22 protein-coding genes are annotated in these 21,708 nt (G+C 69.1%); 19 read left to right on the top strand and 3 right to left on the bottom strand.

The annotated features are described in order from the left end of the window. Window positions 1-41: 41 nt before the first annotated feature. The 3 genes from argS to ACWGJP_RS13560 are packed head-to-tail and all read left to right on the top strand — an operon-like array spanning window position 42 to window position 3,118. Window positions 42-1,706 (top strand): arginine--tRNA ligase, encoded by a 1,665-nt coding sequence (gene argS / locus ACWGJP_RS13570; RefSeq protein WP_452330306.1) that lies wholly within the window; start codon window positions 42-44, stop codon window positions 1,704-1,706. Window positions 1,707-1,733: 27 nt separating this feature from the next. Then, window positions 1,734-2,567 carry an LmeA family phospholipid-binding protein gene (locus ACWGJP_RS13565; RefSeq protein WP_452330305.1) on the top strand — a complete coding sequence of 278 codons (834 nt, stop codon included), beginning with the start codon at window positions 1,734-1,736 and terminating at the stop codon, window positions 2,565-2,567. Continuing rightward, window positions 2,558-3,118, top strand: a complete 561-nt coding sequence (locus tag ACWGJP_RS13560; RefSeq protein WP_452330304.1) for a hypothetical protein — start codon at window positions 2,558-2,560, stop codon at window positions 3,116-3,118. The genes ACWGJP_RS13565 and ACWGJP_RS13560 overlap by 10 nt, the downstream gene beginning before the upstream one ends. Here the strand turns inward: ACWGJP_RS13560 and ACWGJP_RS13555 are convergent. Beyond that, the gene (locus ACWGJP_RS13555) at window positions 3,073-4,104 is read right to left on the bottom strand and encodes a YhjD/YihY/BrkB family envelope integrity protein (RefSeq protein ID WP_452330303.1); all 1,032 of its coding nucleotides are present in this window, start codon (window positions 4,102-4,104) and stop codon (window positions 3,073-3,075) included. The two genes, ACWGJP_RS13560 and ACWGJP_RS13555, sit on opposite strands and share 46 nt — an antisense overlap. A 173-nt stretch (window positions 4,105-4,277) precedes the next feature. Between ACWGJP_RS13555 and lysA the strand changes: the two genes are divergently transcribed. The 6 genes from lysA (at window position 4,278) to ACWGJP_RS13525 (ending at window position 11,616) form a co-directional block, all read left to right on the top strand. After that, window positions 4,278-5,708, top strand: coding sequence for a diaminopimelate decarboxylase (lysA, locus tag ACWGJP_RS13550; protein ID WP_452330302.1), 1,431 nt, complete (start codon window positions 4,278-4,280; stop codon window positions 5,706-5,708). Further along, entirely contained in the window at window positions 5,705-7,033 is a 1,329-nt protein-coding gene (locus tag ACWGJP_RS13545; protein ID WP_452330301.1) for a homoserine dehydrogenase, read from the top strand. Before lysA ends, ACWGJP_RS13545 begins: the two co-directional genes overlap by 4 nt. A gap of 2 nt (window positions 7,034-7,035) precedes the next feature. Then, complete coding sequence (gene thrB / locus ACWGJP_RS13540; RefSeq protein ID WP_452330300.1) at window positions 7,036-7,965, top strand: homoserine kinase; 930 nt, start codon at window positions 7,036-7,038, stop codon at window positions 7,963-7,965. A 155-nt stretch (window positions 7,966-8,120) separates the two neighbouring features. After that, window positions 8,121-10,082, top strand: a complete 1,962-nt coding sequence (rho, locus tag ACWGJP_RS13535) for a transcription termination factor Rho (RefSeq protein ID WP_452330299.1) — start codon at window positions 8,121-8,123, stop codon at window positions 10,080-10,082. Between the two features lie 20 nt (window positions 10,083-10,102). Then, a complete protein-coding gene (prfA, locus tag ACWGJP_RS13530; RefSeq protein ID WP_452330298.1) occupies window positions 10,103-11,182 on the top strand; it encodes a peptide chain release factor 1 in 1,080 nt (359 codons plus the stop codon). Window positions 11,183-11,211: 29 nt separating this feature from the next. Then, complete coding sequence (locus ACWGJP_RS13525; protein WP_452330297.1) at window positions 11,212-11,616, top strand: hypothetical protein; 405 nt, start codon at window positions 11,212-11,214, stop codon at window positions 11,614-11,616. Window positions 11,617-11,622: 6 nt separating this feature from the next. On the opposite strand, the gene epsC is transcribed toward ACWGJP_RS13525, so the two are convergent. Further along, window positions 11,623-12,192 (bottom strand): serine O-acetyltransferase EpsC, encoded by a 570-nt coding sequence (gene epsC / locus ACWGJP_RS13520; protein ID WP_452330296.1) that lies wholly within the window; start codon window positions 12,190-12,192, stop codon window positions 11,623-11,625. A gap of 7 nt (window positions 12,193-12,199) precedes the next feature. Next, window positions 12,200-13,138, bottom strand: coding sequence for a cysteine synthase A (gene cysK / locus ACWGJP_RS13515; protein ID WP_452330295.1), 939 nt, complete (start codon window positions 13,136-13,138; stop codon window positions 12,200-12,202). Window positions 13,139-13,242: 104 nt separating this feature from the next. On the opposite strand from cysK, the gene prmC reads away from it, so the two are divergent. The 10 genes from prmC (at window position 13,243) to ACWGJP_RS13465 (ending at window position 21,699) form a co-directional block, all read left to right on the top strand. After that, window positions 13,243-14,100 carry a peptide chain release factor N(5)-glutamine methyltransferase gene (gene prmC / locus ACWGJP_RS13510; protein WP_452330294.1) on the top strand — a complete coding sequence of 286 codons (858 nt, stop codon included), beginning with the start codon at window positions 13,243-13,245 and terminating at the stop codon, window positions 14,098-14,100. Between the two features lie 38 nt (window positions 14,101-14,138). Next, window positions 14,139-14,873 carry an L-threonylcarbamoyladenylate synthase gene (locus ACWGJP_RS13505; protein ID WP_452330293.1) on the top strand — a complete coding sequence of 245 codons (735 nt, stop codon included), beginning with the start codon at window positions 14,139-14,141 and terminating at the stop codon, window positions 14,871-14,873. Then, complete coding sequence (locus ACWGJP_RS13500) at window positions 14,870-16,042, top strand: MraY family glycosyltransferase (protein WP_452330292.1); 1,173 nt, start codon at window positions 14,870-14,872, stop codon at window positions 16,040-16,042. Before ACWGJP_RS13505 ends, ACWGJP_RS13500 begins: the two co-directional genes overlap by 4 nt. Next, a complete protein-coding gene (locus ACWGJP_RS13495) occupies window positions 16,039-16,524 on the top strand; it encodes a hypothetical protein (RefSeq protein WP_452330291.1) in 486 nt (161 codons plus the stop codon). The genes ACWGJP_RS13500 and ACWGJP_RS13495 overlap by 4 nt, the downstream gene beginning before the upstream one ends. Window positions 16,525-16,743: 219 nt before the next feature. Further along, window positions 16,744-17,442 carry a F0F1 ATP synthase subunit A gene (gene atpB, locus ACWGJP_RS13490; protein ID WP_452330290.1) on the top strand — a complete coding sequence of 233 codons (699 nt, stop codon included), beginning with the start codon at window positions 16,744-16,746 and terminating at the stop codon, window positions 17,440-17,442. A gap of 47 nt (window positions 17,443-17,489) precedes the next feature. After that, window positions 17,490-17,726, top strand: a complete 237-nt coding sequence (gene atpE, locus ACWGJP_RS13485) for an ATP synthase F0 subunit C (RefSeq protein ID WP_341975188.1) — start codon at window positions 17,490-17,492, stop codon at window positions 17,724-17,726. 26 nt (window positions 17,727-17,752) lie between these two features. Then, window positions 17,753-18,304 carry a F0F1 ATP synthase subunit B gene (locus tag ACWGJP_RS13480; protein WP_452330289.1) on the top strand — a complete coding sequence of 184 codons (552 nt, stop codon included), beginning with the start codon at window positions 17,753-17,755 and terminating at the stop codon, window positions 18,302-18,304. Further along, window positions 18,304-19,092, top strand: coding sequence for a F0F1 ATP synthase subunit delta (locus ACWGJP_RS13475; RefSeq protein ID WP_452330288.1), 789 nt, complete (start codon window positions 18,304-18,306; stop codon window positions 19,090-19,092). Before ACWGJP_RS13480 ends, ACWGJP_RS13475 begins: the two co-directional genes overlap by 1 nt. A gap of 47 nt (window positions 19,093-19,139) precedes the next feature. Further along, entirely contained in the window at window positions 19,140-20,780 is a 1,641-nt protein-coding gene (atpA, locus tag ACWGJP_RS13470; RefSeq protein WP_452330287.1) for a F0F1 ATP synthase subunit alpha, read from the top strand. A gap of 19 nt (window positions 20,781-20,799) precedes the next feature. Next, window positions 20,800-21,699 carry a F0F1 ATP synthase subunit gamma gene (locus tag ACWGJP_RS13465; protein ID WP_452330286.1) on the top strand — a complete coding sequence of 300 codons (900 nt, stop codon included), beginning with the start codon at window positions 20,800-20,802 and terminating at the stop codon, window positions 21,697-21,699. Window positions 21,700-21,708: the final 9 nt, after the last annotated feature.

Raw genomic sequence — 21,708 nt, 5'->3', positions numbered from 1 at the left:
CGCAAATTCGCACGCGACCAGAGCCGTAAACTGAGACGGCTATGAACCCTGAAACGCTTGCCGAAGCCCTCCTCGCCGTCCTCGCGCCGATCGCCGAGGAGCGACGTCCCGGAGAGCCTCTGGGCCTTTCTTCGGCAGACATCGTGTTCGAGCGCCCGCGCAACCGCGACCACGGCGACTGGGCCTCCAACATCGCGATGCGCCTGGCGAAGCCGTTCGGCGCGAACCCGCGCGAGCTCGCACAGCAGATCGTCACCGGCCTCGCGGCGGTCGACGGCGTCGCGAGCGCGGAGGTCGCGGGGCCAGGGTTCATCAACATCCGCCTCGACGCCGCCGCGGCCGGCGCCCTGGCGAAGCTCATCGTCGACGCCGGTCCGGAGTACGGGCGCAACGACTCGCAGCGCGGCGTGAGCGTGAACATCGAGTTCGTCTCGGCGAATCCCACCGGCCCTCTGCACATCGGTCATACCCGCTGGGCGGCGCTGGGCGACTCCATCGTGCGTCTGCTCCTCGCGAGCGGCGCCAACGCCGTCCGGGAGTACTACATCAACGACGCCGGCGCCCAGATGGACAGGTTCGCGCTGTCCATCGTCGCGGCTGCCAAGGGCGAGCCGACCCCCGAGGGCGGCTACCCCGGTGAATACATCACGACCCTCGCGGGCCGCGTGCTCGCGGCTCGCCCCGACCTGCTCGGGCTGCCGACGGACGAGCAGCATGTCGTCGCACGTGATCTCGCATACGAGTACCAGCTCGCCGAGATCACCGCGTCGCTGGAGCGGTTCAACGTGCCCTTCGACGTCTGGTTCTCCGAGCGCACCCTGCATGCCAAAGGCGAGGACGGCACGAGCCTCATCGACCAGGCGGTCGATCGCCTCCGCGAGCAGGGCCACGTCTTCGACGAGGACGGCGCCGTGTGGGTGCGCACCACGGATTTCGGAGACGACAAGGATCGCGTGATCCGCCGCTCCAACGGCGAGTACACCTACTTCGCCGCGGATGCCGCGTACTACCTCAACAAGGGCGACCGCGGCTTCACGGACAAGATCTATCTGCTCGGCGCCGACCACCACGGCTACGTCCACCGTCTCAAGGCTGTCGCCGGTGCGGCGGGGGATGACCCGGACAAGAACATCCAAGTCCTCATCGGCCAGCTGGTGTCTGTGCGCGGTGCGCGTCTGAGCAAGCGCGCAGGCAACATCATCGAGATGGACGATCTGCAGGCGTGGATCGGCACGGATGCACTGCGCTACGCCCTGGAGCGCTCGCCCGCGGATTCGCCGCTGGACCTCGACCCCGAGCTGCTGCAGAAGCGCACCAACGACAACCCCGTCTTCTACGTGCAGTATGCGCACGCCCGCACGCACAACGTCGCGCGCAACGCGGCGGACTCCGGCGTCGACCGCAGCGAGTTCGCGCCGGAGACGCTCACGCACGAGACCGAGGCCGCGCTGCTCGGTGCGCTCCAGGAGTTCCCGCGCATCGTCGGCTTCGCCGCGGAGGTCCGCGAGCCGCACCGCATCGCCCGGTACCTCGAGGAGCTGGCGGGCCTCTACCACCGCTGGTACGACAACTGCCGGGTGATCCCGCAGGGGGACGACGCGATCGAATCCGTGCACCGCACCCGCCTGTGGCTCAACGACGCCGCGGGCCAGGTGTTCCGCAACGGACTCGATCTGCTCGGCGTCTCGGCCCCGGAGCGCATGTAACGCACGCCGACCGGGCAGGATGGTGGCATGAGCGACGACAACCCCACGCTGCCGTACCCCGAGGCATCGACCGAGCATCCCACCCTGGTCATCCCCGGGGAGGATGACGCCGTGCAGAAGCCGCGGCGTCGGCGCTGGCCGTGGGTCGTCCTCACCGTCGTGATCCTCCTCGCCGCGCTCGTGGTCGCCGCCGAGTTCATCGCGCGCAGCATGCTGCCGGGGATCGTGAGAGGCATCGTCATCGAGCAGCTCGAGCTCCCGGCCGATCAGCAGCTGGATGTCGACGCCTCAGGCATCCTCCTCCCGCAGCTGATCGCCGGCTCGCTGGACCAGCTGAACCTGTCGACGCAGTCCGTCACGGTCGGGGGCATCACCGGGGCGGCGGAGGTCACCGCACGCGGCGTCTCGCTCCGCGGCGAGGATCTCGCGGGCGCCGAGGGGACGCTGCGCATCGATCAGGCGCAGTTCGAGACGCTGCTGGCGGGAACCGATCTTCCCATCGAGTCGATCTCCTTCGAGGCGCCGGACGTCACGGCGTCCGGATCGATCGACGTGCTCGGCTTCGCGCTGCCGATCTCCTTCACCGCGACGCCCGGTGCCACCGAGGGAGACCTCACCCTCACCCCGGTACGGCTGCTCCTGGGCGGTGTCGAGCTGGACGCGGCCCAGATCGCGGACCGGCTCGGGGATCTCGGGGATCGACTCACCGAGACGCAGCGCATCTGCATCGCCGACCAGCTGCCGGCCGGCCTGCATCTCGCAGGCCTCGCGATCGACGGCACCGAGGCCGTCGTCGATCTGACCGTCGATGGTGCCATCATCTCGGATGCCTCCCTGCAGGAGAACGGGACGTGCGAGTAGCCATGCAGTTGCGGACGACGACGCTTCCCACCGCGTTCGCGCAGATCTGGCCGAGTGCGTCGACAGGGGAGTGGGTGGTCAGAGAAGGGACCGTGGGCAAGGCGGGGACCCTGCGCGAGACGGGGCTCGACGCGGCCACGACCCCGATCGGCGGCCTTGCCGCGCCCTTCTTCGACCGCGGGTTCGTGGAGGTCGACGGGGAGGCGCTCGACCACCTCGTCGTGCAGTTCCCGATGCGAGACGCGGCCTCTGATCGTCGGCTGATCGGGCACGCCACCGAGTGGCTGGACGCGGTCCTCGACGAGCGAGGGCTCGGTACCACGACGGGCCACGACCGTGGGAAGCGTCTGAGTGACGGCAGGATCGTCGTCAACGTGTTCGCACGGGTCCTCGACGCCGAGCGGGGCGCGTCGGCTGCGATGTCGGCGCTGCGCAAGGGCAGGGCGGATGCTTCGCGCGCCACCATCGCCACGCGCGCGCCCGCTGAGGATGAATGGGAGGTGCGCTACGAGCGCACCTCCGGCCGGCTGCCAGGCGCGTTCTCGCTCTGACCGCCACCGACCGCGTCGCGCGCCGCAGCGAGTGCGGCGACCGCGACGCCGACCTCGCGCTCGGCGCGACGCACCGCGTGCTCGGCGAGGGTTCGTGCGCCGTAGCGGGCGCGGACCCTGTCCTCGGTCTCCTCGATGCCCGTGACGATGTACGCGCACGCGAACAGGATCACCTGGGTCGAGAAGTTCAGCCAGATCAGCAGGGCGAGCAGCGCGGCGAACGATGCCAGCAGGGGGTTGGAGCGGGCGCCGCTCACGAACAGGCCGGAGAGCTCCTGCAGGATGATCAGCCCGACGGCGCCGAGGAGTGCGCCGGACCACAGCGTCTTCGCCGGGGCGCGTCGGCCGGCCAGCAGGAGGAAGACCGCGATCACGAGCGCGGTGTCGAGGGCGAACACCACGACGAGCGACACGACGCGCACACCCCAGGCGGCGAGCGGAGAGTCCGGATCGATCCCGACGACATCGGCGATGACGCCGACGCCCGTCCCGCCGAGGACGGTGAGCGCCGCCGCCGCAGCGAAGGCCGCGGCGATGCCCGCGGCGAGCAGGAGATTGCGCAGCATCACCCAGACGATCATCGCGTCCGTCATCGCGGTTCCGGCGATCGTCCGGACCGCCGTGCGCAGCGAGCCGATCGCCCCGAGCGCCGCGCCGAGGAGTCCGACGATCGATGCGATCCCGGCGATCGAGAGGCCGGGGAGCTCGGGGACGCTGTCGAGATCCGTGATCACGCCGTCCTTGCCGAGCAGGCCCGGCACGGCTGCCTCGACAGCGCGCAGCAGGGCACGCCAGGCGTCTGGATTGCCGGCGAGCCAGAGAGCGGCGAGCCAGAAACCGAGCAGGACGCCGGCGAAGACGCTGAACAGGGCCCGGTAGGTGACGCTGTCTGCCAGCATCGGTCCTCGGCGATCGGTGTAGAGCAGAGCCGAGCGGACGAGTCGGCGTTCGAGCGCCCAGGCGATCAGTGCGTTCACGACCTTCATGCCGCCACGCTAGGGGAGTCGGGCAGGATCCGACGAGGGGCTTGCGCAGGGCGACGCGTATCGCCCCCGAACGGGAGCCGCATGGCGGGCGGGCTGCGCCGCTTGCCATAGAATCGGGGCATCCTCGCCGCGTGCAGCTCCGCGCGAGGCACGCCTCCACGATTGGTTCTCCCGTGCTCCACCCTGCCGACGCTCCAGCCCCTGGCTGGCTCACCGTCCCCGAGGACGCGAACGACCTCGCCGATGGGGTGTGGCCGGCATCCGCGCTCCGTGATGACGACGGCGAGCTACGCATCGCCGGGCTCGCCGCGTCCGAGCTCGCACGCTCCCACGGCACCCCGCTGCTCGTGCTCGACGAGGACGAGGTGCGCTCGCGCGCACGCGCCTTCCGTGCGTCCTTCGACGCGGCAGCCGCCGCGCACGGCACCACAGCCCGCATCTACTACGCCGGCAAGGCGTTCCTGTCGACGGCCGTCGCCCGGTGGGTGACGGACGAGGGGCTGAACGTCGACGTCTGCACGCGGGGTGAGCTCGAGGTGGCGCTCGCCGCGGGCGTCGAGCCCTCGCGCATCGGGTTCCACGGCAACAACAAGTCGTTCTCCGAGCTCGAGCGCGCGGTGGCGGTCGGGATCGGCACGATCATCGTCGACAGCACGGACGAGATCGAACGTCTCGCGGCGGTGACGGCCGCCGCAGGTGTCGTGCAGGACGTCCTCATCAGGGTGAACAGCGGCGTCCACGCCGAGACCCATGACTTCCTCGCCACCGCGCACGAGGACCAGAAGTTCGGCTTCGCGTTCGCCGACGCCGAGTCGGCGGCCGCACGCATCCGCGACATCGCGGGTCTGCGCCTCATCGGGCTGCACTGCCACATCGGCTCGCAGATCTTCGGCGTGGCCGGCTTCCGAGAGTCCGCCTCGCGCGTGCTGGAGCTCCACGAGAGGTTGAGCACGGAGGGCGCGCTCCCGCTCCTCAATCTCGGCGGAGGGTTCGGCATCGCCTACACGCGGATCGATGATCCGACCCCGATCGCGACGCTGGCCGCGGAGATCGTGGATGCGGTCGCCGAGGGGTGCGCAGCCAGGGGGATCCCCTTGCCGCAGCTCGCCTTCGAGCCGGGGAGGGCGATCGTCGGCACCGCGGGCGTCACCCTGTACGAGATCGGCACCACCAAGGACGTCGCCCTCGACGGCGGCGCTCGGCGCCGGTACGTGAGCGTCGACGGCGGGATGAGCGACAACGCACGGCCCGCGCTGTACGGGGCGCAGTTCTCGGCGCGCCTCGCCTCGCGCGCCGGTGTCGGCGAGCCCGTGCTCGTGCGCGTCGTCGGCAAGCACTGCGAGTCCGGCGACATCGTCGTCGATCATGAGTACCTGCCGGGGGATCTGACACCGGGCGATCTGCTCGCCGTTCCCGCCACCGGCGCGTACTGCGCGTCGCTGTCGAGCAACTACAACCACGTCCCGCGTCCCGCGGTCCTCGCCGTCTCCGGCGGTGCATCCAGGGTGATCGTGCGTCGCGAGACCATCGAAGACCTCCTGGCCAGGGATGCCGGGATCGACCAGGTGCGTCCCGGAGGACGCACGGCAGAAGGAGAACGATGACCCAGCTCCCGAAGAGCGACGCAGGACAGTATCGACGGCTTCGGGTGGCGCTGCTCGGCGCCGGGGCGGTCGGCTCTCAGGTCGCCTCGCTCCTGCTGCGACACGGCGACGAGCTCGCCGACCGCGCCGGTGCTCGACTCGAGCTGTCCGGCATCGCGGTGCGTGACATCGATGCGCCGCGTGACGTCGAGCTTCCCCGCGAACTGCTCACCACCGATGCCGAGTCGCTGATCACCGGGAGCGATATCGTCATCGAGCTGATGGGCGGGATCGAGCCGGCGAGGACGCAGGTGCTGCAGGCGTTGAACTCCGGCGCGGACGTCGTCACCGCGAACAAGGCGCTGCTGGCAACCCACGGACCCGAGCTCTTCGAGGCCGCAGATCAGGTCGGCGCGTCCGTGCACTACGAGGCCGCCGCGGCCGGTGCGATCCCTATCATCCGTCCGCTTCGCGACTCCCTGGCCGGCGACCGCGTGGTGCGCATCATGGGCATCGTCAACGGGACGACCAACTACATCCTTGACCGGATGGACACGGAGGGCGCCGACTTCGGCGAGGTGCTGGCTGACGCTCAGCGTCTGGGCTACGCCGAGGCCGACCCGACGGCGGATGTCGAGGGTTACGACGCCGCGCAGAAGGCGGCGATCCTCGCGAGCCTTGCCTTCCACACCACCGTCCCGCTGGACGCCGTGCACCGCGAGGGCATCACCGGCGTCACCGCAGCGATGATCGCGCAGGCGCGTGAGGCCGGCTACGTCATCAAGCTCCTCGCGGTGTGCGAGCGGCTCACCGTGGATGGCGCGGAGTCGATCTCCGTCCGTGTGTACCCGGCGCTCGTCTCGCGCAGCCACCCGCTCGCCTCCGTGCACGGGGCGAACAACGCGGTCTTCGTCGAGGCCGAGGCGGCCGGCTCGCTGATGTTCTACGGCGCAGGAGCCGGCGGGGTGCAGACGGCCTCCGCTGTGCTCGGCGACGTGGTCTCCGCCGCCCGTCGGCACATCGCCGGCGGGGTCGGCGTGGGCGAGTCGACGAGGGCGAACCTGCCCATCGTCCCGATCGGACATGTGACGACCCGCTACCAGATCACCCTCGAGGTCGTCGACCAGCCGGGCGTCCTCGCCGCGGTGGCCGGGGTCCTCAGCGAGGGCGGCGTCTCGGTGGCGACCGTGGTGCAGAGCGTGGACGACGCGGCGGACGGCGCTGCGCTGCTCGTGATCGGCACGCACACCGCCGCCGAGAGCGCCTTGGCCGCGACCGTGGAGCGGCTCGCCGCATCCGACGCCGTGCGGTCGGTGGTCTCCGTGCTGCGCGTCGAGGGCGAGTGAGCATGCGCTCCGTCTCCGTCAGGGTCCCTGCCACCAGCGCCAACCTCGGTCCGGGGTTCGACACCCTCGGGCTCGCCCTGAGCGTGTACGACGACCTGGTCGTCACGGAGCTCGCCGAGGACCGCCTCGAGATCGAGGTGGAAGGCACGGGTGCGGATGAGATCGCCAGGGACGAGTCGAACCTCGTCTACCGCTCGATCCTGCACGTCTACGCGGATGCCGGACGCGAAGCGCCCGGTCTTCGCATCCAGGCCCGCAACGGCGTTCCGCACGGGCGCGGCCTCGGCTCGTCCGGGGCGGCGGTCGTGGCCGGCATCCTCGCCGCCAAGGGCCTGCTCGCCGGTGACGTCGAGCTCGACGACGCCGCCCTGCTGCGCCTGGCGACCGAGCTGGAAGGACACCCGGACAACGTCGCCCCTGCTCTGTTCGGCGGCCTCACGATCGCCTGGACGGGCGAAGACGGTCCGCGCCACAAGAAGCTGCTCGTGCACCGCGGCGTGGCCCCGCTCGTGCTCGTGCCGGAGCACACGCTCTCCACGGCGCTCGCGCGCTCGCTGCAGCCGACGCAGGTGCCGCGCGAGGACGCCGTCTTCAACGTCTCGCGCTCCGCGCTGCTGATCGCCGCTCTCACGCAGAGTCCCGAGCTGCTCCTGGACGCCACCGCCGATCGACTGCACCAGGACTACCGGGCGGAGGCGATGCCCGAGACCTCCGGCCTCGTCCGCGCGCTGCGTGACGCAGGCTTCGCCGCCGTGGTCTCCGGCGCAGGCCCGAGCGTCCTCGTGCTCTGCGACGGACCGGGAGGACGAGCGGATGCCGCGGCGCTGGCCGCCTCCGTCGCCGACACCCCGTGGGACGCCCTCATGCTCGCCGTCGATGTGCGGGGTGCTACAGTAAGGGATCGAGCGGAGGGGTCCGCGACATCCTCGTGAATCTGGCCCCGATCGCGATCTGCGATCTCCGTACTTCACTCCAGAGCATCCAACGCTCTGGCTCGTGAGCGCCAAGCGCTCACCGGTACGACCGTGTTCGGCACCCGTCGACCACGTCTGACGCTCACGTCCCACGACAGATCAAGGGAGTACTCGTGGAGAACCTCTCCGAGACCCAGAACGACCAGACCGCTGCCCAGGCCGAAGCGCCGGCGGCGGCTCCGCGCAAGCGCGCTCCGCGCCGCGCCACCACAGCGACTGCCGCGGCCAAGGCAGCGGAGACGCCCACTGCGGATGCGGCGCCCGCTGCAGAGGCCGCCGAGGCTCCGGCCGAGGCAGCACCGAAGGCGCCGCGCCGCACCCGCGCCAAGAAGGCCGATGCTCCTGCCGCCGAGGCTCCGTCCGAGGCTGCGCAGGCGGTGTCGGATGCTCCCGCTGCAGACGCCGCCGAGGCCGGCGCAGCAGAGGCGGCGACCAAGGCGCCGCGCAAGCGTGCGCCGCGCAAGAAGGCCGATGCGCCGGCTGAGACCCCCGCCGCATCCGGCGAGGAGGCCCAGAGCGCTGACGCGTCCGCCGCAGCGGCGGACAGCACGCCGTCCGCGTCCTCCTCCCGGCGGAAGGCGTCGGCGAAGGCCGACAGCGCAGCGAACGAGGCGGCGAAGGACGAAGCGCCCAAGAACGACGCCGCGAAGGACGACGCGCCCAAGAACGACGGCGACGCCGCCGAGAGCACCCCCGCCGAAGGCGAGGAGGGCACGGGCCGCAGCCGCAGCCGCAGCCGCAGCCGCAACCGGGGACGCGGCCAGAACGGCTCCGCCCAGGAGCAGCAGCAGGCGTCGCAGCCGGCGGATGACGAGGGCAACGGCCGCAACCGCCAGCGCAACAAGCGCCGCGGAGGTGGCAACACCACGTCCGATGAGTTCGAGACCGAGGTCTTCGAGGACGACGTCCTCATCCCGATCGCCGGCATCCTGGACGTGCTCGACAACTACGCCTTCGTGCGCACCACCGGCTACCTGGCCGGCGCCAGCGACGTCTACGTCTCGCTCGGGCAGGTCAAGAAGTACAACCTGCGCAAGGGCGACGCCGTCGTCGGATCCATCAAGCAGCCCCGCGAGGGCGAGCAGCAGGGTCGCCAGAAGTACAACGCCCTGGTCAAGGTCGACTCGATCAACGGCCTCTCCGTCGAGGATGCCGCCGCGCGCGTCGAGTTCGGCAAGCTGACCCCGCTGTACCCGCAGGAGCGTCTGCGCCTGGAGACGGCGCCGGAGAAGCTCACGCAGCGCATCATCGACCTCGTCGCCCCGATCGGCAAGGGTCAGCGCGGCCTCATCGTCGCGCCGCCCAAGGCCGGAAAGACGATCGTCCTGCAGCAGATCGCGAACGCGATCGCGCAGAACAACCCCGAGGTGCACCTCATGGTCGTGCTCGTCGACGAGCGCCCCGAAGAGGTCACCGACATGCAGCGCTCGGTGAAGGGCGAGGTCATCGCCTCCACCTTCGACCGTCCTGCGGAGGACCACACCACGGTCGCCGAGCTCGCCATCGAGCGCGCGAAGCGGCTCGTCGAGCTCGGCCGCGACGTCGTCGTGCTGCTCGATTCGATCACGCGCCTCGGCCGCGCCTACAACATCTCCGCTCCGGCATCCGGCCGTGTGCTCACCGGCGGCGTCGACGCCTCTGCGCTGTACCCGCCCAAGCGCTTCTTCGGTGCTGCGCGCAACATCGAGAACGGCGGATCGCTCACGATCCTCGCCACGGCGCTCGTGGAGACCGGCTCCAAGATGGACGAGGTCATCTTCGAGGAGTTCAAGGGAACCGGCAACAGCGAGCTGCGCCTGTCGCGTCAGCTCGCCGACAAGCGGATCTTCCCGGCCGTCGACGTCAACGCATCCAGCACGCGTCGCGAGGAGATGCTCCTCTCGGCCGACGAGGTCAAGATCACCTGGAAGCTGCGTCGCGCCCTGGCGGGCCTCGACACCCAGCAGGCCCTCGAGGTCGTGCTCGGCAAGCTCAAGGAGACGAACTCGAACGTCGAGTTCCTCGTGCAGATGCAGAAGTCGATCCCTGCCCCTGCGACCGGCTCGAGCCACGGGCACGAGAACAACATCCGCTGAGCGAGTCGAAGCCTCAAGCCGTGTTCGAGTCCGTCCAGGCGCTCATCGACGAACACCGCCGGGTGCAGGAGGAGCTCTCCGACCCGGCGGTGCACGCCGATGCCGCGCGTGCGAAGCGCGTGAATCGGCGCTATGCCGAGCTCTCCCGGATCGTCTCCGCGCATGAGGCGTGGGTCGCGGCATCCGAGGATCTGGATGCTGCCCGGGAGCTCGCCCGTGAGGACGAGGTCTTCGCCGCGGAGATCCCCGAGCTCGAGGCGGGTCTCGCGCAGGCGCAGGAGAAGCTGCGGCGTCTGCTGATCCCGAGGGACCCTGACGACGCGCGGGACGTGATCATGGAGATCAAGGCGGGGGAGGGCGGCGCGGAGAGCGCGCTGTTCGCCGCAGATCTGCTGCGGATGTACGTGCAGTACGCCGCCTCCAAGGGCTGGAAGACGGAGCTCCTGGAGCGCAACGAGTCCGATCTCGGCGGCTACAAGGACGTCCAGGTCGCGATCAAAGGCTCATCCAGCGACCCCGCTCAGGGCGTCTGGGCGCACCTGAAGTACGAGGGCGGTGTGCACCGCGTCCAGCGCGTGCCCGCGACCGAGTCCCAGGGGCGCATCCACACCTCGACGACGGGCGTGCTCGTCTTCCCCGAGGTGGACGAGCCGGAGGAGATCCAGATCGATCAGAACGATCTGAAGATCGATGTCTTCCGCTCCTCCGGGCCGGGCGGGCAGTCCGTGAACACGACCGATTCGGCGGTGCGGATCACGCACGTCCCGACGGGCATCGTCGTCTCCATGCAGAACGAGAAGTCGCAGCTGCAGAACCGCGAGGCGGCCATGCGCGTCCTGCGGGCACGGCTGCTGGCCAAGCAGCAGGAAGAGCTCGATGCCGTGGCATCCGACGCCCGCAAGTCGCAGATCCGAACCATGGACCGCTCCGAGCGCATCCGCACCTACAACTTCCCGGAGAACCGCATCGCGGATCACCGCACCGGCTTCAAGGCGTACAACCTCGATCAGGTGATGGACGGCGCCCTCGGCCCGATCATCGACAGCGCGATCGCGGCGGATGAAGAGGCCAGACTCGCCGCCGTCGGACAGGACTCCTGACCACCCGAGCCGCGCGCTATGCTCGGCCCGTGATCACCTTCCTCTTCCGCTCGCTCATGTACGTGGTCTCGGCGGGCCTCGGCCTCATCGTGGCCGACCTGCTCCTCGACGGGTTCCAGATCCAGTGGGACAAGTGGTGGGGCTTCGTCATCTGCATCCTCATCTTCGCCCTCCTGCAGAGCATCCTCAGCCCGTGGGTCGCCAAGCTCGCCGACCGCTACGCTCCGGTGCTCATGGGCGGCATCGGGATCTTCTCGACGCTGATCGCGCTCGTCGTGGTCGTCCTGCTGCCGATCGGCGGTCTGCGCATCGTCGATGTGACCGGATGGCTGCTCGGGGCCGTCATCGTCTGGCTCATCACCGCGATCGGCAGCGTCCTGCTGCCGCTGATCTTCGTCAAGAAGCAGACGGAGAAGGCGAAGAGCCGCCGCTGAGGCCCGTCAGATCGAGTACTCGGGAGCCGTCAGCAGCGCCCGGGTGTCCTCGTGCGCCTTGCGCATGCGCGGTTTCGCAGGCACGCCGACGAGGACGCTGTCGGCCGGTGCATCCCTGGTGACGACGGCGTTCGCGCCGACGACGGAGCCGGCGCCGATCGTTATCGGGCCCAGGATCTTCGCACCCGCACCGACGGCCACGCCGTCGCCGAGGGTGGGATGGCGCTTGCCTGCGTCGCGGGTGCGTCCACCGAGCGTCACTCCGTGATAAAGCATGACGTCGTCGCCGATCTCTGCCGTCTCGCCGACGACGACACCCATGCCGTGGTCGATGAAGAAGCGTCGACCGATCCGTGCACCGGGGTGGATCTCGATGCCGGTGAGCCAGCGGGTGACCTGCGACCCGGCGCGCGCGATGAACCGCGCCCTGCGGCGCCACAGACCGTGCCAGACCCGGTGCGCCCAGATGGCGTGCAGCCCGGGGTACAGGAGGGCGACCTCGATGCCGCTGCGGGCTGCGGGGTCTCTGAGGCGCGCGGCGACGAGGTCCTCGCGCATTCGACCGATCAGGCTCATCGACGGATCAGCTCTCGCGCAGGTCCTCGAACAGCGCCGTGGAGATGTACCGCTCTCCGGTGTCGGGGACGATCACGACGATGGTCTTGCCCGCGTTCTCCGGACGGGCCGCGACCTTCAGTGCGGCGGAGACCGCAGCACCGGAGGACATGCCGACGAGGAGTCCCTCCTTGGCGGCGAGATCGCGGGCGACCGAGAGGGAGTCCTCGAACTCCGCGGTGAGCACCTCATCGAGCACGTCGCGGTCGAGGACGGCGGGGACGAAGTTGGGACCGATTCCCTGGATCTTGTGCGGGCCGGGGTGACCTTCGGTGAGCACAGGGGAGTCCTTCGGCTCGACGGCGATCACCTGCACGGAGGGCTTCGCGGCCTTCAGCGCCTGACCGGTGCCCGTGACAGTGCCGCCGGTGCCGATGCCGGCGACGAGGATGTCGACGGCGCCGTCGGTGTCGCGCAGGATCTCCTGTGCAGTGGTCTCGCGGTGGATCTGCGGGTTGGCCGCGTTCTCGAACTGGCGGATCCAGATCGCACCGGGCGTCTCCTCGACGATGCGCTTGGTCTCCTCGATGGCGCCAGACATGCCCTTGGTGGGGTCGGTCAGCACGATCTCGGCGCCGAAGGCCTTCAACAGGACGCGACGCTCCTTCGACATCGATGCAGGCATCGTGAGGATGACGCGGTAGCCGCGCGCCGCGCCGACCATGGCCAGGGCGATGCCGGTGTTGCCGCTGGTCGATTCGACGATGGTGCCGCCCGGCTTCAGCTCTCCAGATGCCTCCGCCGCGTTGATCATGGCGATGCCAATGCGGTCCTTGACGCTGGACGCGGGGTTGTAGAACTCCAGCTTCGCGAGCACGGTCGCGCCGAGGCCCTCGGTCACGCGGTTCAACCGCACCAGCGGCGTGTTGCCGAAAGCGGTGGTGATGTCTGAGTGGATGCCGGGCATGGTGCAGGCCTTTCGTGGGCTGACTCGGTGCGGCTCCAGCCTACTGGCGCTCCCGGACGCCAGGACGAATATGACCACGGCGCCCCGCGCCCTACCCTGGAGGGATGGCCCGTTCCCTCGCCGCAGCGCTCCGCAGCGCCGCGAACCTGCTCGCCGAAGCGGGCGTCCCTGATCCGCTCGTCGATGCGGAGCTGCTGATCGGGCATGTCCGCTCCCAGAGCAGGGGAGAGGTGCAGGCCGCCGTCGTGCGTGGCGACGAGCTGGGTGAGGAGGACGACGAGCGTCTCGCCGAGCTCGTGTCCAGGAGGGCGGGCAGGGAACCGCTCCAGCACATCACCGGAACGGCCCCCTTCCGTCATCTCGAGCTCGCTGTCGGCCCCGGAGTCTTCGTGCCTCGGCCGGAGACCGAACAGGTGGTGCAGTTCGCGATCGACGCCCTGCTGAACGCCGCGGACCCGGCGCCGATCGGCGTCGACCTCGGCACGGGCTCCGGCGCGATCGCGCTGGCGATGGCGACCGAGGCTCCGCACGCGAGGATCTTCGCCGCCGAGCTCTCCTCCGACGCCTATGCGTGGGCGGCACGCAACACCGCGGATGCCCCGAACCTCACGCTGGTGAACGCGGATCTGGCGGATGCCTTCCCCGAGCTCGACGGCACAGCGTCCGTCGTCATCTCGAACCCGCCCTACGTGCCGGATGAGGCGATCCCGCGCGATCCGGAAGTCCGCCTGTTCGACCCGCCGACGGCGCTGTACGGCGGACCAGACGGCCTGGACGTCGTCCGGGTGCTCAGCTCGCGCGCGATGGAGCTCCTGCGCGGTGGCGGACTGCTCGTCATCGAGCACGGCGAGCTGCAGGGTTCGGAGATCAGGGCGCTGCTCACCGCAGACGGTTGGCGGGCCGCGGCGACCCACCCCGATCTCGTCGGACGCGACCGCGCCACGACCGCCGTTCGTCCCTGAGCGGGCTTCGGCCGGCATCCGCGTAGAATCGTTCCGTCATGTCCCCCGTCTTCGACTGCCGCGAGCAGGAGCAGCTGCTCTCCGGAATGCGCCGCGCCCGCCAGGCCATCGGCCGCGGCGAGCTCATCGTCATCCCCACCGACACGGTCTACGGCGTCGCGGCCGATGCATTCTCGCCGGCCGCGGTGCAGCGTCTCCTCGATGCGAAGGGGAGGGGTCGCAACCAGCCTCCGCCTGTCCTCGTGTCCGGCCCTGCCACGCTCAACGCGCTCGTCCAGGAGGTCCCCGAAGCGGTGAGCCGCCTCGTCGAGGCGTTCTGGCCCGGCGGGCTGACCATCGTCCTGCCCGCGCAGCGCTCGCTCACCTGGGATCTCGGCGAGACCCAGGGCACGGTCGCCGTGCGGATGCCCGATGACAAGGTCGCCCTCGAACTCCTCGAGGAGACCGGACCCCTCGCCGTGTCCAGCGCGAACCTCACCGGCAAGGACGCGGCGCTGACCGCCTACGACGCCAGGGACATGCTCGGCGACAGCGTCGCCGTCTACCTGGAGAACGGCATCAGCAAGGACGGCATCGCCTCGACGATCGTGGACGCGACCTCGCTGGTCTCCACGAGCGCTCAGGCCCCCGTCGTCCGGATCCTGCGCGAGGGCGCCGTCACCCGCGAACAGCTTGAAGACGTGCTCGGAGACCTCCTCGAGCCCGAGGAGAAGCCGGGCGACGTCGTCCCGGACGATGAGACACCCGGCGACGGCGCCGACCCGAGCGCGTGAAGCAGTATCTGTTCATCGTCATACTGACGGCGACGATCACGTTCGCGCTGTCCTGGGCGGTGTGGCAGATCAGCCTGCGGTTCAAGCTCTACCCCGGGATCAGGGAACGCGACGTCCACAAGAACCCCACGCCCCGGCTCGGCGGTGTCGCGATGTTCTTCGGCATCGCCGCGGCGATCGGCGTCTCCGCCGTGAACCCGTTCTTCGGCGCCCTGTGGTTCCCCCCGCAGCAGATGTGGGCGATCCTCGCGGCGATGGCGCTCATCGCGGTCATCGGCGTGATCGACGATCTCATCGACCTGGACTGGATGATCAAGCTGGGGGCGCAGTTCCTCGCCGCGGCGATCATCGCGGTCTGGGGCGGTCTGCAGATCCTCGCCCTGCCGTTCGGTGAGATGGTGCTGTTCTCGAGCTGGGTGAGCATCGCGGTGACGATGTTCGCGATCGTGATCGTGATGAATGCGGTGAACTTCATCGACGGCCTCGACGGCCTCGTCGCCGGGGTCTGCCTCATCGCGAACGGCGTCTTCTTCGCCTACTCCTACATGCTCACCCGGGACACCGGGGCGAGCTCGTACTTCAACATCTCGACGTTCCTCGCCGCCGTCCTCATCGGTGCCTGCCTCGGCTTCCTGCCGTTGAACTGGAGCCCGGCCAAGCTCTTCATGGGCGACTCGGGCGCGCTCGTGCTCGGGCTGCTCATGGCGACCTCCTCGATCGCCCTGACGACCCAGACCCCGGCCTCGGCATACGATCCGGACCTGTTCGGCCGGTCGCAGCTGCTCGGCGCGTTCATCCCCGTGCTGCTGCCGCTCGTCGTCGTCGTCCTGCCCCTGCTCGACTTCGGTCTCGCCGTGTTCCGGCGCATGGGAGCGGGCAAGTCGCCGTTCGCGCCGGACCGCAAGCACCTGCACCACCGGATGCTCGATCTCGGCCACCGCGATCGCGACGCCGTGCTGATCTTCTATTCGTGGACCGCCGTGATCTCCCTCGCTGTGCTGCTGATGTACGTCGGCACACGCGAGGACTGGTACGGCGAGTACTGGGGAGGCGTGCTGTTCGGCGTCCTCGGCAGCGCAGCGTGCCTCGTCCTCACCCTCCTTCCCAGCCGACGCGTCCGCCCGGAACCCGTCGTCGAGACCACCCCCGAGACCCTGGAGCCCCGATGAGCCCCAATCCCGTGTCCAGCAACCCGATCCTGCGCAAGACCCTGGTCTGGTCGGGGGTGACCGCCGCGGTGCTCGCGATCCTCGCCGGCGGGATCGGCTTCGCCGTGGCCGGGGGAGAGGGCGCGCTCAGCGGCCTCCTCGGCGTGGCCATCGCGGTGCTGTTCCTGGCGATCACGGGGCTCAGCATCCTCATCGCCAACCGCTGGTACGGCGAGCCCCTCTACGTGCCGTACTTCTTCGCGATCGTCCTCGGCGGGTGGCTGCTGAAGTTCGTCGTGTTCTTCGTACTGCTGCTGATCATCAAGGACCAGCCGTGGCTGGTGGACATGGTCTTCTTCCTCGCGCTGGTCGCCGGCGTCCTGGCGTCGCTCATCATCGACGCCGTCGCCCTGCTGAAGATGCGACTGCCCGTCGTCAGCGACGCTCAGCTGCCCGCGACGAACCCCGAGGACGAGCAGGACGCGAACTTGCAGAATCCGTGATTCTGATAGGGTGGGACATGTGCCCCGCTCATTCTTGAGCGATGTGGCGAACCGCATCACCGACCATCGTCGCCCCGGTTCTGAACCGGTGCCCCGAAGCTGGAGCCCGCGCTGTCTAATCTCGCTGCGACCCTGATTCCCCGCCTGGCCTCCGACGGCGAGTTCCACGGCCCTTCGATCGACGAGTTCTTCCCGGATGCCGTCTTCGAGTTCGCCGGCATGGAGATCACCCGGATCCACCTGATCCAGTTCCTGGCGACCGCCGTCGTCGTGCTCCTGCTGTGGCTCGGCACGCGCAACATGCGCGTGATCCCCGGGCGCTTCCAGAGCGTCGTCGAGATGGGCCTGGACTTCGTCCGCGTCAACGTCGCCGAGGACCTCCTCGGGCGCAAGGACGGCCGCCGGTTCATGCCGATCCTCGCGACCATCTTCTTCATGGTCCTGTTCATGAACATCACGGGCATCATCCCGTTCCTGAACATCGCCGGGACGAGCATCATCGCCGTGCCGCTGCTGCTCGCGGTGGTCAGCTACGTGACGTTCATCTACGCGGGCGTCAAGAAGAGCCCCAAGAACTTCTTCAAGAACGCACTGTTCCCCTCGGGCGTCCCGCCGTTCCTCTACATCATCGTGACGCCGCTGGAGTTCATCTCCACCTTCATCATCCGCCCGGTGACCCTCACCCTGCGACTGCTGATGAACATGATCGTCGGGCACCTCATGCTCGTGCTGTTCTTCTCGGCCACGCAGTTCTTCGTCGTCACCCTGGGCGGCTGGTGGACGGCGCTCGGCGCCGGAACCCTCGCCTTCGGCTTCGCCTTCACCCTGTTCGAGGTCCTGGTGGCCTTCCTGCAGGCCTACGTCTTCACCATCCTCACCGCGGTCTACATCCAGCTCGCGGTCGCAGAAGAGCACTGAGCGGGTCGGCAAACACCTGCCTTCCCACCCAACGAAAGGAAAAACCCGTGGACGCAACTACGGTTCTCGCTGAAATCTCCGGCAACATCGCCACTGTCGGTTACGGTCTCGCCGCGATCGGCCCGGCCATCGGCGTGGGTATCGTCGTCGGCAAGACGATCGAGGGCGTCGCCCGTCAGCCCGAGCTGGCCGGTCGCCTCCAGGTCCTGATGTGGATCGGTATCGCCTTCACCGAGGCGCTCGCCTTCATCGGCATCGCGACCTACTTCATCTTCACCAACTGACCCGCCGGCTTCGATAAGGAGACAGGATGCTGAACGCTCTTGTCACGTACGCGGCGGAGGAAGGTGCGGCACACAACCCGCTCATCCCCGCGTGGTACGACATCATCTGGTCCGCGGTCTGCTTCATCGTCATCCTCGTCGTGGTGTGGAAGGTCGCTCTTCCCAAGCTGTACGCGCTGCTCGACGCACGCTCGGCAGCCATCGAGGGCAACATCGCCAAGGCCGACGAGGCCCAGAAGCAGGCTGAGGCCGCGCTGGAGGAGTACACCCGCCAGCTCGCAGAGGCCCGCACCGAGGCCGGCGAGATCCGCGAGGCCGCCCGTGAGGACGGCAAGAAGATCGTCGCTGAGGCCAAGGAGACCGCGACCAGCGAGGCCGCGCGTCTGACGGCCGCTGCGCACTCGCAGATCGAGGCCGAGCGCCAGGCCGCCTTCGTGTCGCTGCGCTCCGAGGTGGGAACCCTCGCCCTCGACCTCGCCGGCGGCGTGGTCGGCGAGACCCTCTCCGACGACGCACGCGCGACCGCGGTGGTCGACCGCTTCCTGGCCGACCTCGAGGCATCCGAGGCGGCCAAGTAATGGGCAGCGCGACCACTCAGGCACTGTCGGCGACGACGGCGGCTCTCTCCGCGGCCAAGGGCGTGACCCTCGGCACCGCGGAGGAGCTGTTCGCCGCCGCGCGGCTCGTGGGAGGCTCGTCCCAGCTGAGCGGCGCGCTCGCAGATCCAGCGGCTCCGGCCGAGGCGCGCGAGAAGGTCGTCCGCAGCGTGTTCGGCTCGCTGTCGGCAGGAGCGCAGGATGTGCTCGCCGTGGCATCCGTCCAGCGCTGGTCCGACGCCTCCGACCTCGTCGACGGCATCGAGGAGCTCGCCATCCGCGCGGTGGCGATCGCCAAGCCGAAGGACGACATCTCCGGCGAGCTGTTCGGCTTCCTGCGCGTCGTCGCGGCGAACCCCGAGCTGGAGCTCGCGCTGGGAAGCCGTCTCGGCGACTCCTCGGCCAAGGGCGATCTCGTCGAGCGTCTGCTCGGCGGCGCAGCGGGAGCACCCGCGACGCTGATCGTCTCCTCGCTCATCCGTCAGCCCCGTGAGCGCCGGGTGCGCCAGCTGCTGAACCGCGCCATCCGGATCGTCGCCTCGCAGCGCGGTCTGATCGTCGCGACGGTTCAGACGGCGTCTCCGCTCACGGATGCACAGCGGACCCGCCTGACCGATGCCCTCTCCCGTCGCTACGACGGACAGGTCACGATCAGCGAGGTCATCGACCCTCACGTCGTCGGAGGCCTGCGCGTGCAGGTCGCGGACGACGTCATCGACGGCAGCATCTCCGCGCGGCTCGCCGATCTTCGACAGAAGCTCGCGGGCTAATACGACTTCGCGCGGGGAACCGCGCACCCAGATACAAAGGGAAGACAATGGCAGAACTATCGATCAGCCCCGACGTCATCCGTGACGCGCTGAAGGACTTCGCCGCCGCTTACGAGCCGACCACCGCCGGTGCGACCGAGGTCGGCACGGTCATCGACGCCGCCGACGGCATCGCGCACGTCGAGGGCCTGCCGGGCGTCATGGCGAACGAGCTCGTCACCTTCGCGGACGGCACCAAGGGCCTCGCCCTGAACCTCGACGAGCACGAGATCGGCGTCGTCGTCCTCGGCGACTTCACGGGCATCGAGGCCGGCCAGGAAGTCACCCGCACGGGCGAGGTGCTCTCGGTCCCCGTCGGTGACGGCTACCTCGGCCGCGTGGTCGACCCGCTCGGCAACCCGATCGACGGCCTCGGCGCGATCGCCACGGAGGGCGTCCGCGAGCTCGAGCTCCAGGCGCCCGGCGTCATGCAGCGCAAGTCGGTCCACGAGCCCATGCAGACCGGCATCAAGGCCATCGACGCGATGATCCCCGTCGGTCGTGGCCAGCGCCAGCTCATCATCGGCGACCGCCAGACCGGCAAGACGGCCATCGCGATCGACACGATCATCAACCAGAAGGCCAACTGGGAGTCCGGCGACGTCAACAAGCAGGTCCGCTGCATCTACGTCGCCATCGGCCAGAAGGGCTCGACCATCGCTTCGGTGAAGGGCGCGCTCGAGGAGGCAGGCGCCCTGGAGTACACCACGATCGTGGCGGCTCCGGCATCCGACCCCGCCGGCTTCAAGTACCTGGCTCCCTACACGGGTTCCGCCATCGGCCAGCACTGGATGTACGGCGGCAAGCACGTCCTCATCATCTTCGACGACCTGTCGAAGCAGGCCGAGGCCTACCGCGCCGTGTCGCTGCTGCTGCGCCGTCCGCCGGGCCGCGAGGCATACCCCGGAGACGTCTTCTACCTGCACTCCCGTCTGCTGGAGCGTTGCGCGAAGCTGTCCGACGAGCTGGGCGCAGGCTCGATGACCGGTCTTCCGATCATCGAGACCAAGGCGAACGACGTCTCGGCGTACATCCCGACCAACGTGATCTCGATCACCGACGGCCAGATCTTCCTGCAGTCCGACCTCTTCAACGCCAACCAGCGTCCTGCGGTCGACGTGGGCATCTCGGTCTCCCGAGTCGGCGGTGACGCACAGGTCAAGTCGATCAAGAAGGTCTCCGGAACGCTGAAGCTGGAGCTCGCGCAGTACCGCTCGCTCGAGGCGTTCGCGATGTTCGCATCCGACCTCGACGCCGCATCGCGTCGTCAGCTCTCCCGCGGTGCGCGTCTGACCGAGCTGCTCAAGCAGCCGCAGTACTCGCCGTACCCCGTCGAGGAGCAGGTCGTCTCGATCTGGGCCGGAACGAACGGCAAGCTCGACACCATCGAGGTCGAGGATGTCCTGCGGTTCGAGCGCGAGCTGCTGGACTACCTGCGTCGCAACACCACCGTGCTCGACACCCTGCGCGAGACGAACGTCCTCGACGACGACACCGTCGCCGAGCTCGGCAAGCAGACCGACGCCTTCATCCTGGAGTTCCAGGGCGGCAAGGGTCACGCGATCGGGGCCCCCGGCCACGAGGAGCACGCTGCGGCTGAGGCCGAGGACGTCAACCAGGAGAAGATCGTCAAGGGTCGTCGCGCGTAATCGCGTGAGGTACTGATACATGGGCGCACAACTCAGGGTCTACAAGCAGAAGATCTCTTCTGCTCAGACGACCAAGAAGATCACGAAGGCGATGGAACTCATCGCGGCTTCGCGCATCCAGAAGGCGATGGCACGCGTCAAGGCGTCCAGCCCCTTCGCGCGGGCCGTGACGAGGGCCGTCTCCGCCGTCGCGACGTACTCCAATGTCGACCACCCGCTCACCCGTGAGCCCGAGACGATCCGCCGCTCCGCGGTCGTGATCTTCTCGAGCGACCGCGGTCTGGCCGGCGCCTTCAACTCGCAGATCCTCCGCGAGGCGATGGAGCTGGCGGAGCTGATCCGCGAGAGCGGCAGCGAACCGGTGTTCTACCTCGTGGGCCGCAAGGCCGTCGGCTACTTCCAGTTCCGCGGCATCACCGCGGCGGCGGAGTGGACCGGCGACACCGACACCCCGTCCTTCTCCACGGCCGAGGCGATCTCGGCCACGCTGCTCGAGGCCTTCTCGCGCGGCGGCGAGAACGGGGGAGTCGACGAGCTCCACCTGGTGTACAACCGCTTCGTCAGCATGATGACGCAGTCGCCGGAGACGGTCCGTCTGCTTCCGCTCGAGATCGCGGAGTCGGATGCGTCTGACGCATCCGGTGCCGTGTACCCGCTGTACGAGTTCGAGCCGGATGCCGAGACCGTACTGGATGCGATCCTTCCGGTCTACATCCAGAGCCGCGTCTTCAACGCTCTCCTGCAGTCGTCCGCCGCCAAGCAGGCGGCCACGCAGAAGGCGATGAAGTCGGCCAGCGACAACGCGGACAAGCTCATCACCGACTACACCCGTCTGCGCAACAACGCGCGTCAGGCGGAGATCACGCAGCAGATCGCAGAGATCGTCGGCGGCGCCGACGCCCTCGCGTCGAGCAAATAGACCATCAGG

Source organism: Microbacterium sp. NPDC055903 (assembly GCF_053615555.1).
This window is presented reverse-complemented; position numbering and strand designations above follow the sequence as displayed.

Excerpts from the sequence above, each read along its gene's own strand:
- argS (WP_452330306.1), top strand. The coding sequence starts at position 42 with ATGAACCCTGAAACGCTTGCCGAAGCCCTCCTCGCCGTCCTCGCGCCG.
- ACWGJP_RS13565 (WP_452330305.1), top strand. The coding sequence starts at position 1,734 with ATGAGCGACGACAACCCCACGCTGCCGTACCCCGAGGCATCGACCGAG.
- ACWGJP_RS13555 (WP_452330303.1), bottom strand. The coding sequence starts at position 4,104 with ATGAAGGTCGTGAACGCACTGATCGCCTGGGCGCTCGAACGCCGACTC.
- ACWGJP_RS13545 (WP_452330301.1), top strand. The coding sequence starts at position 5,705 with ATGACCCAGCTCCCGAAGAGCGACGCAGGACAGTATCGACGGCTTCGG.
- thrB (WP_452330300.1), top strand. The coding sequence starts at position 7,036 with ATGCGCTCCGTCTCCGTCAGGGTCCCTGCCACCAGCGCCAACCTCGGT.
- epsC (WP_452330296.1), bottom strand. The coding sequence starts at position 12,192 with ATGAGCCTGATCGGTCGAATGCGCGAGGACCTCGTCGCCGCGCGCCTC.
- cysK (WP_452330295.1), bottom strand. The coding sequence starts at position 13,138 with ATGCCCGGCATCCACTCAGACATCACCACCGCTTTCGGCAACACGCCG.
- prmC (WP_452330294.1), top strand. The coding sequence starts at position 13,243 with ATGGCCCGTTCCCTCGCCGCAGCGCTCCGCAGCGCCGCGAACCTGCTC.
- ACWGJP_RS13505 (WP_452330293.1), top strand. The coding sequence starts at position 14,139 with ATGTCCCCCGTCTTCGACTGCCGCGAGCAGGAGCAGCTGCTCTCCGGA.
- ACWGJP_RS13495 (WP_452330291.1), top strand. The coding sequence starts at position 16,039 with ATGAGCCCCAATCCCGTGTCCAGCAACCCGATCCTGCGCAAGACCCTG.
- atpB (WP_452330290.1), top strand. The coding sequence starts at position 16,744 with ATGGAGATCACCCGGATCCACCTGATCCAGTTCCTGGCGACCGCCGTC.
- ACWGJP_RS13480 (WP_452330289.1), top strand. The coding sequence starts at position 17,753 with ATGCTGAACGCTCTTGTCACGTACGCGGCGGAGGAAGGTGCGGCACAC.
- ACWGJP_RS13475 (WP_452330288.1), top strand. The coding sequence starts at position 18,304 with ATGGGCAGCGCGACCACTCAGGCACTGTCGGCGACGACGGCGGCTCTC.
- atpA (WP_452330287.1), top strand. The coding sequence starts at position 19,140 with ATGGCAGAACTATCGATCAGCCCCGACGTCATCCGTGACGCGCTGAAG.
- ACWGJP_RS13465 (WP_452330286.1), top strand. The coding sequence starts at position 20,800 with ATGGGCGCACAACTCAGGGTCTACAAGCAGAAGATCTCTTCTGCTCAG.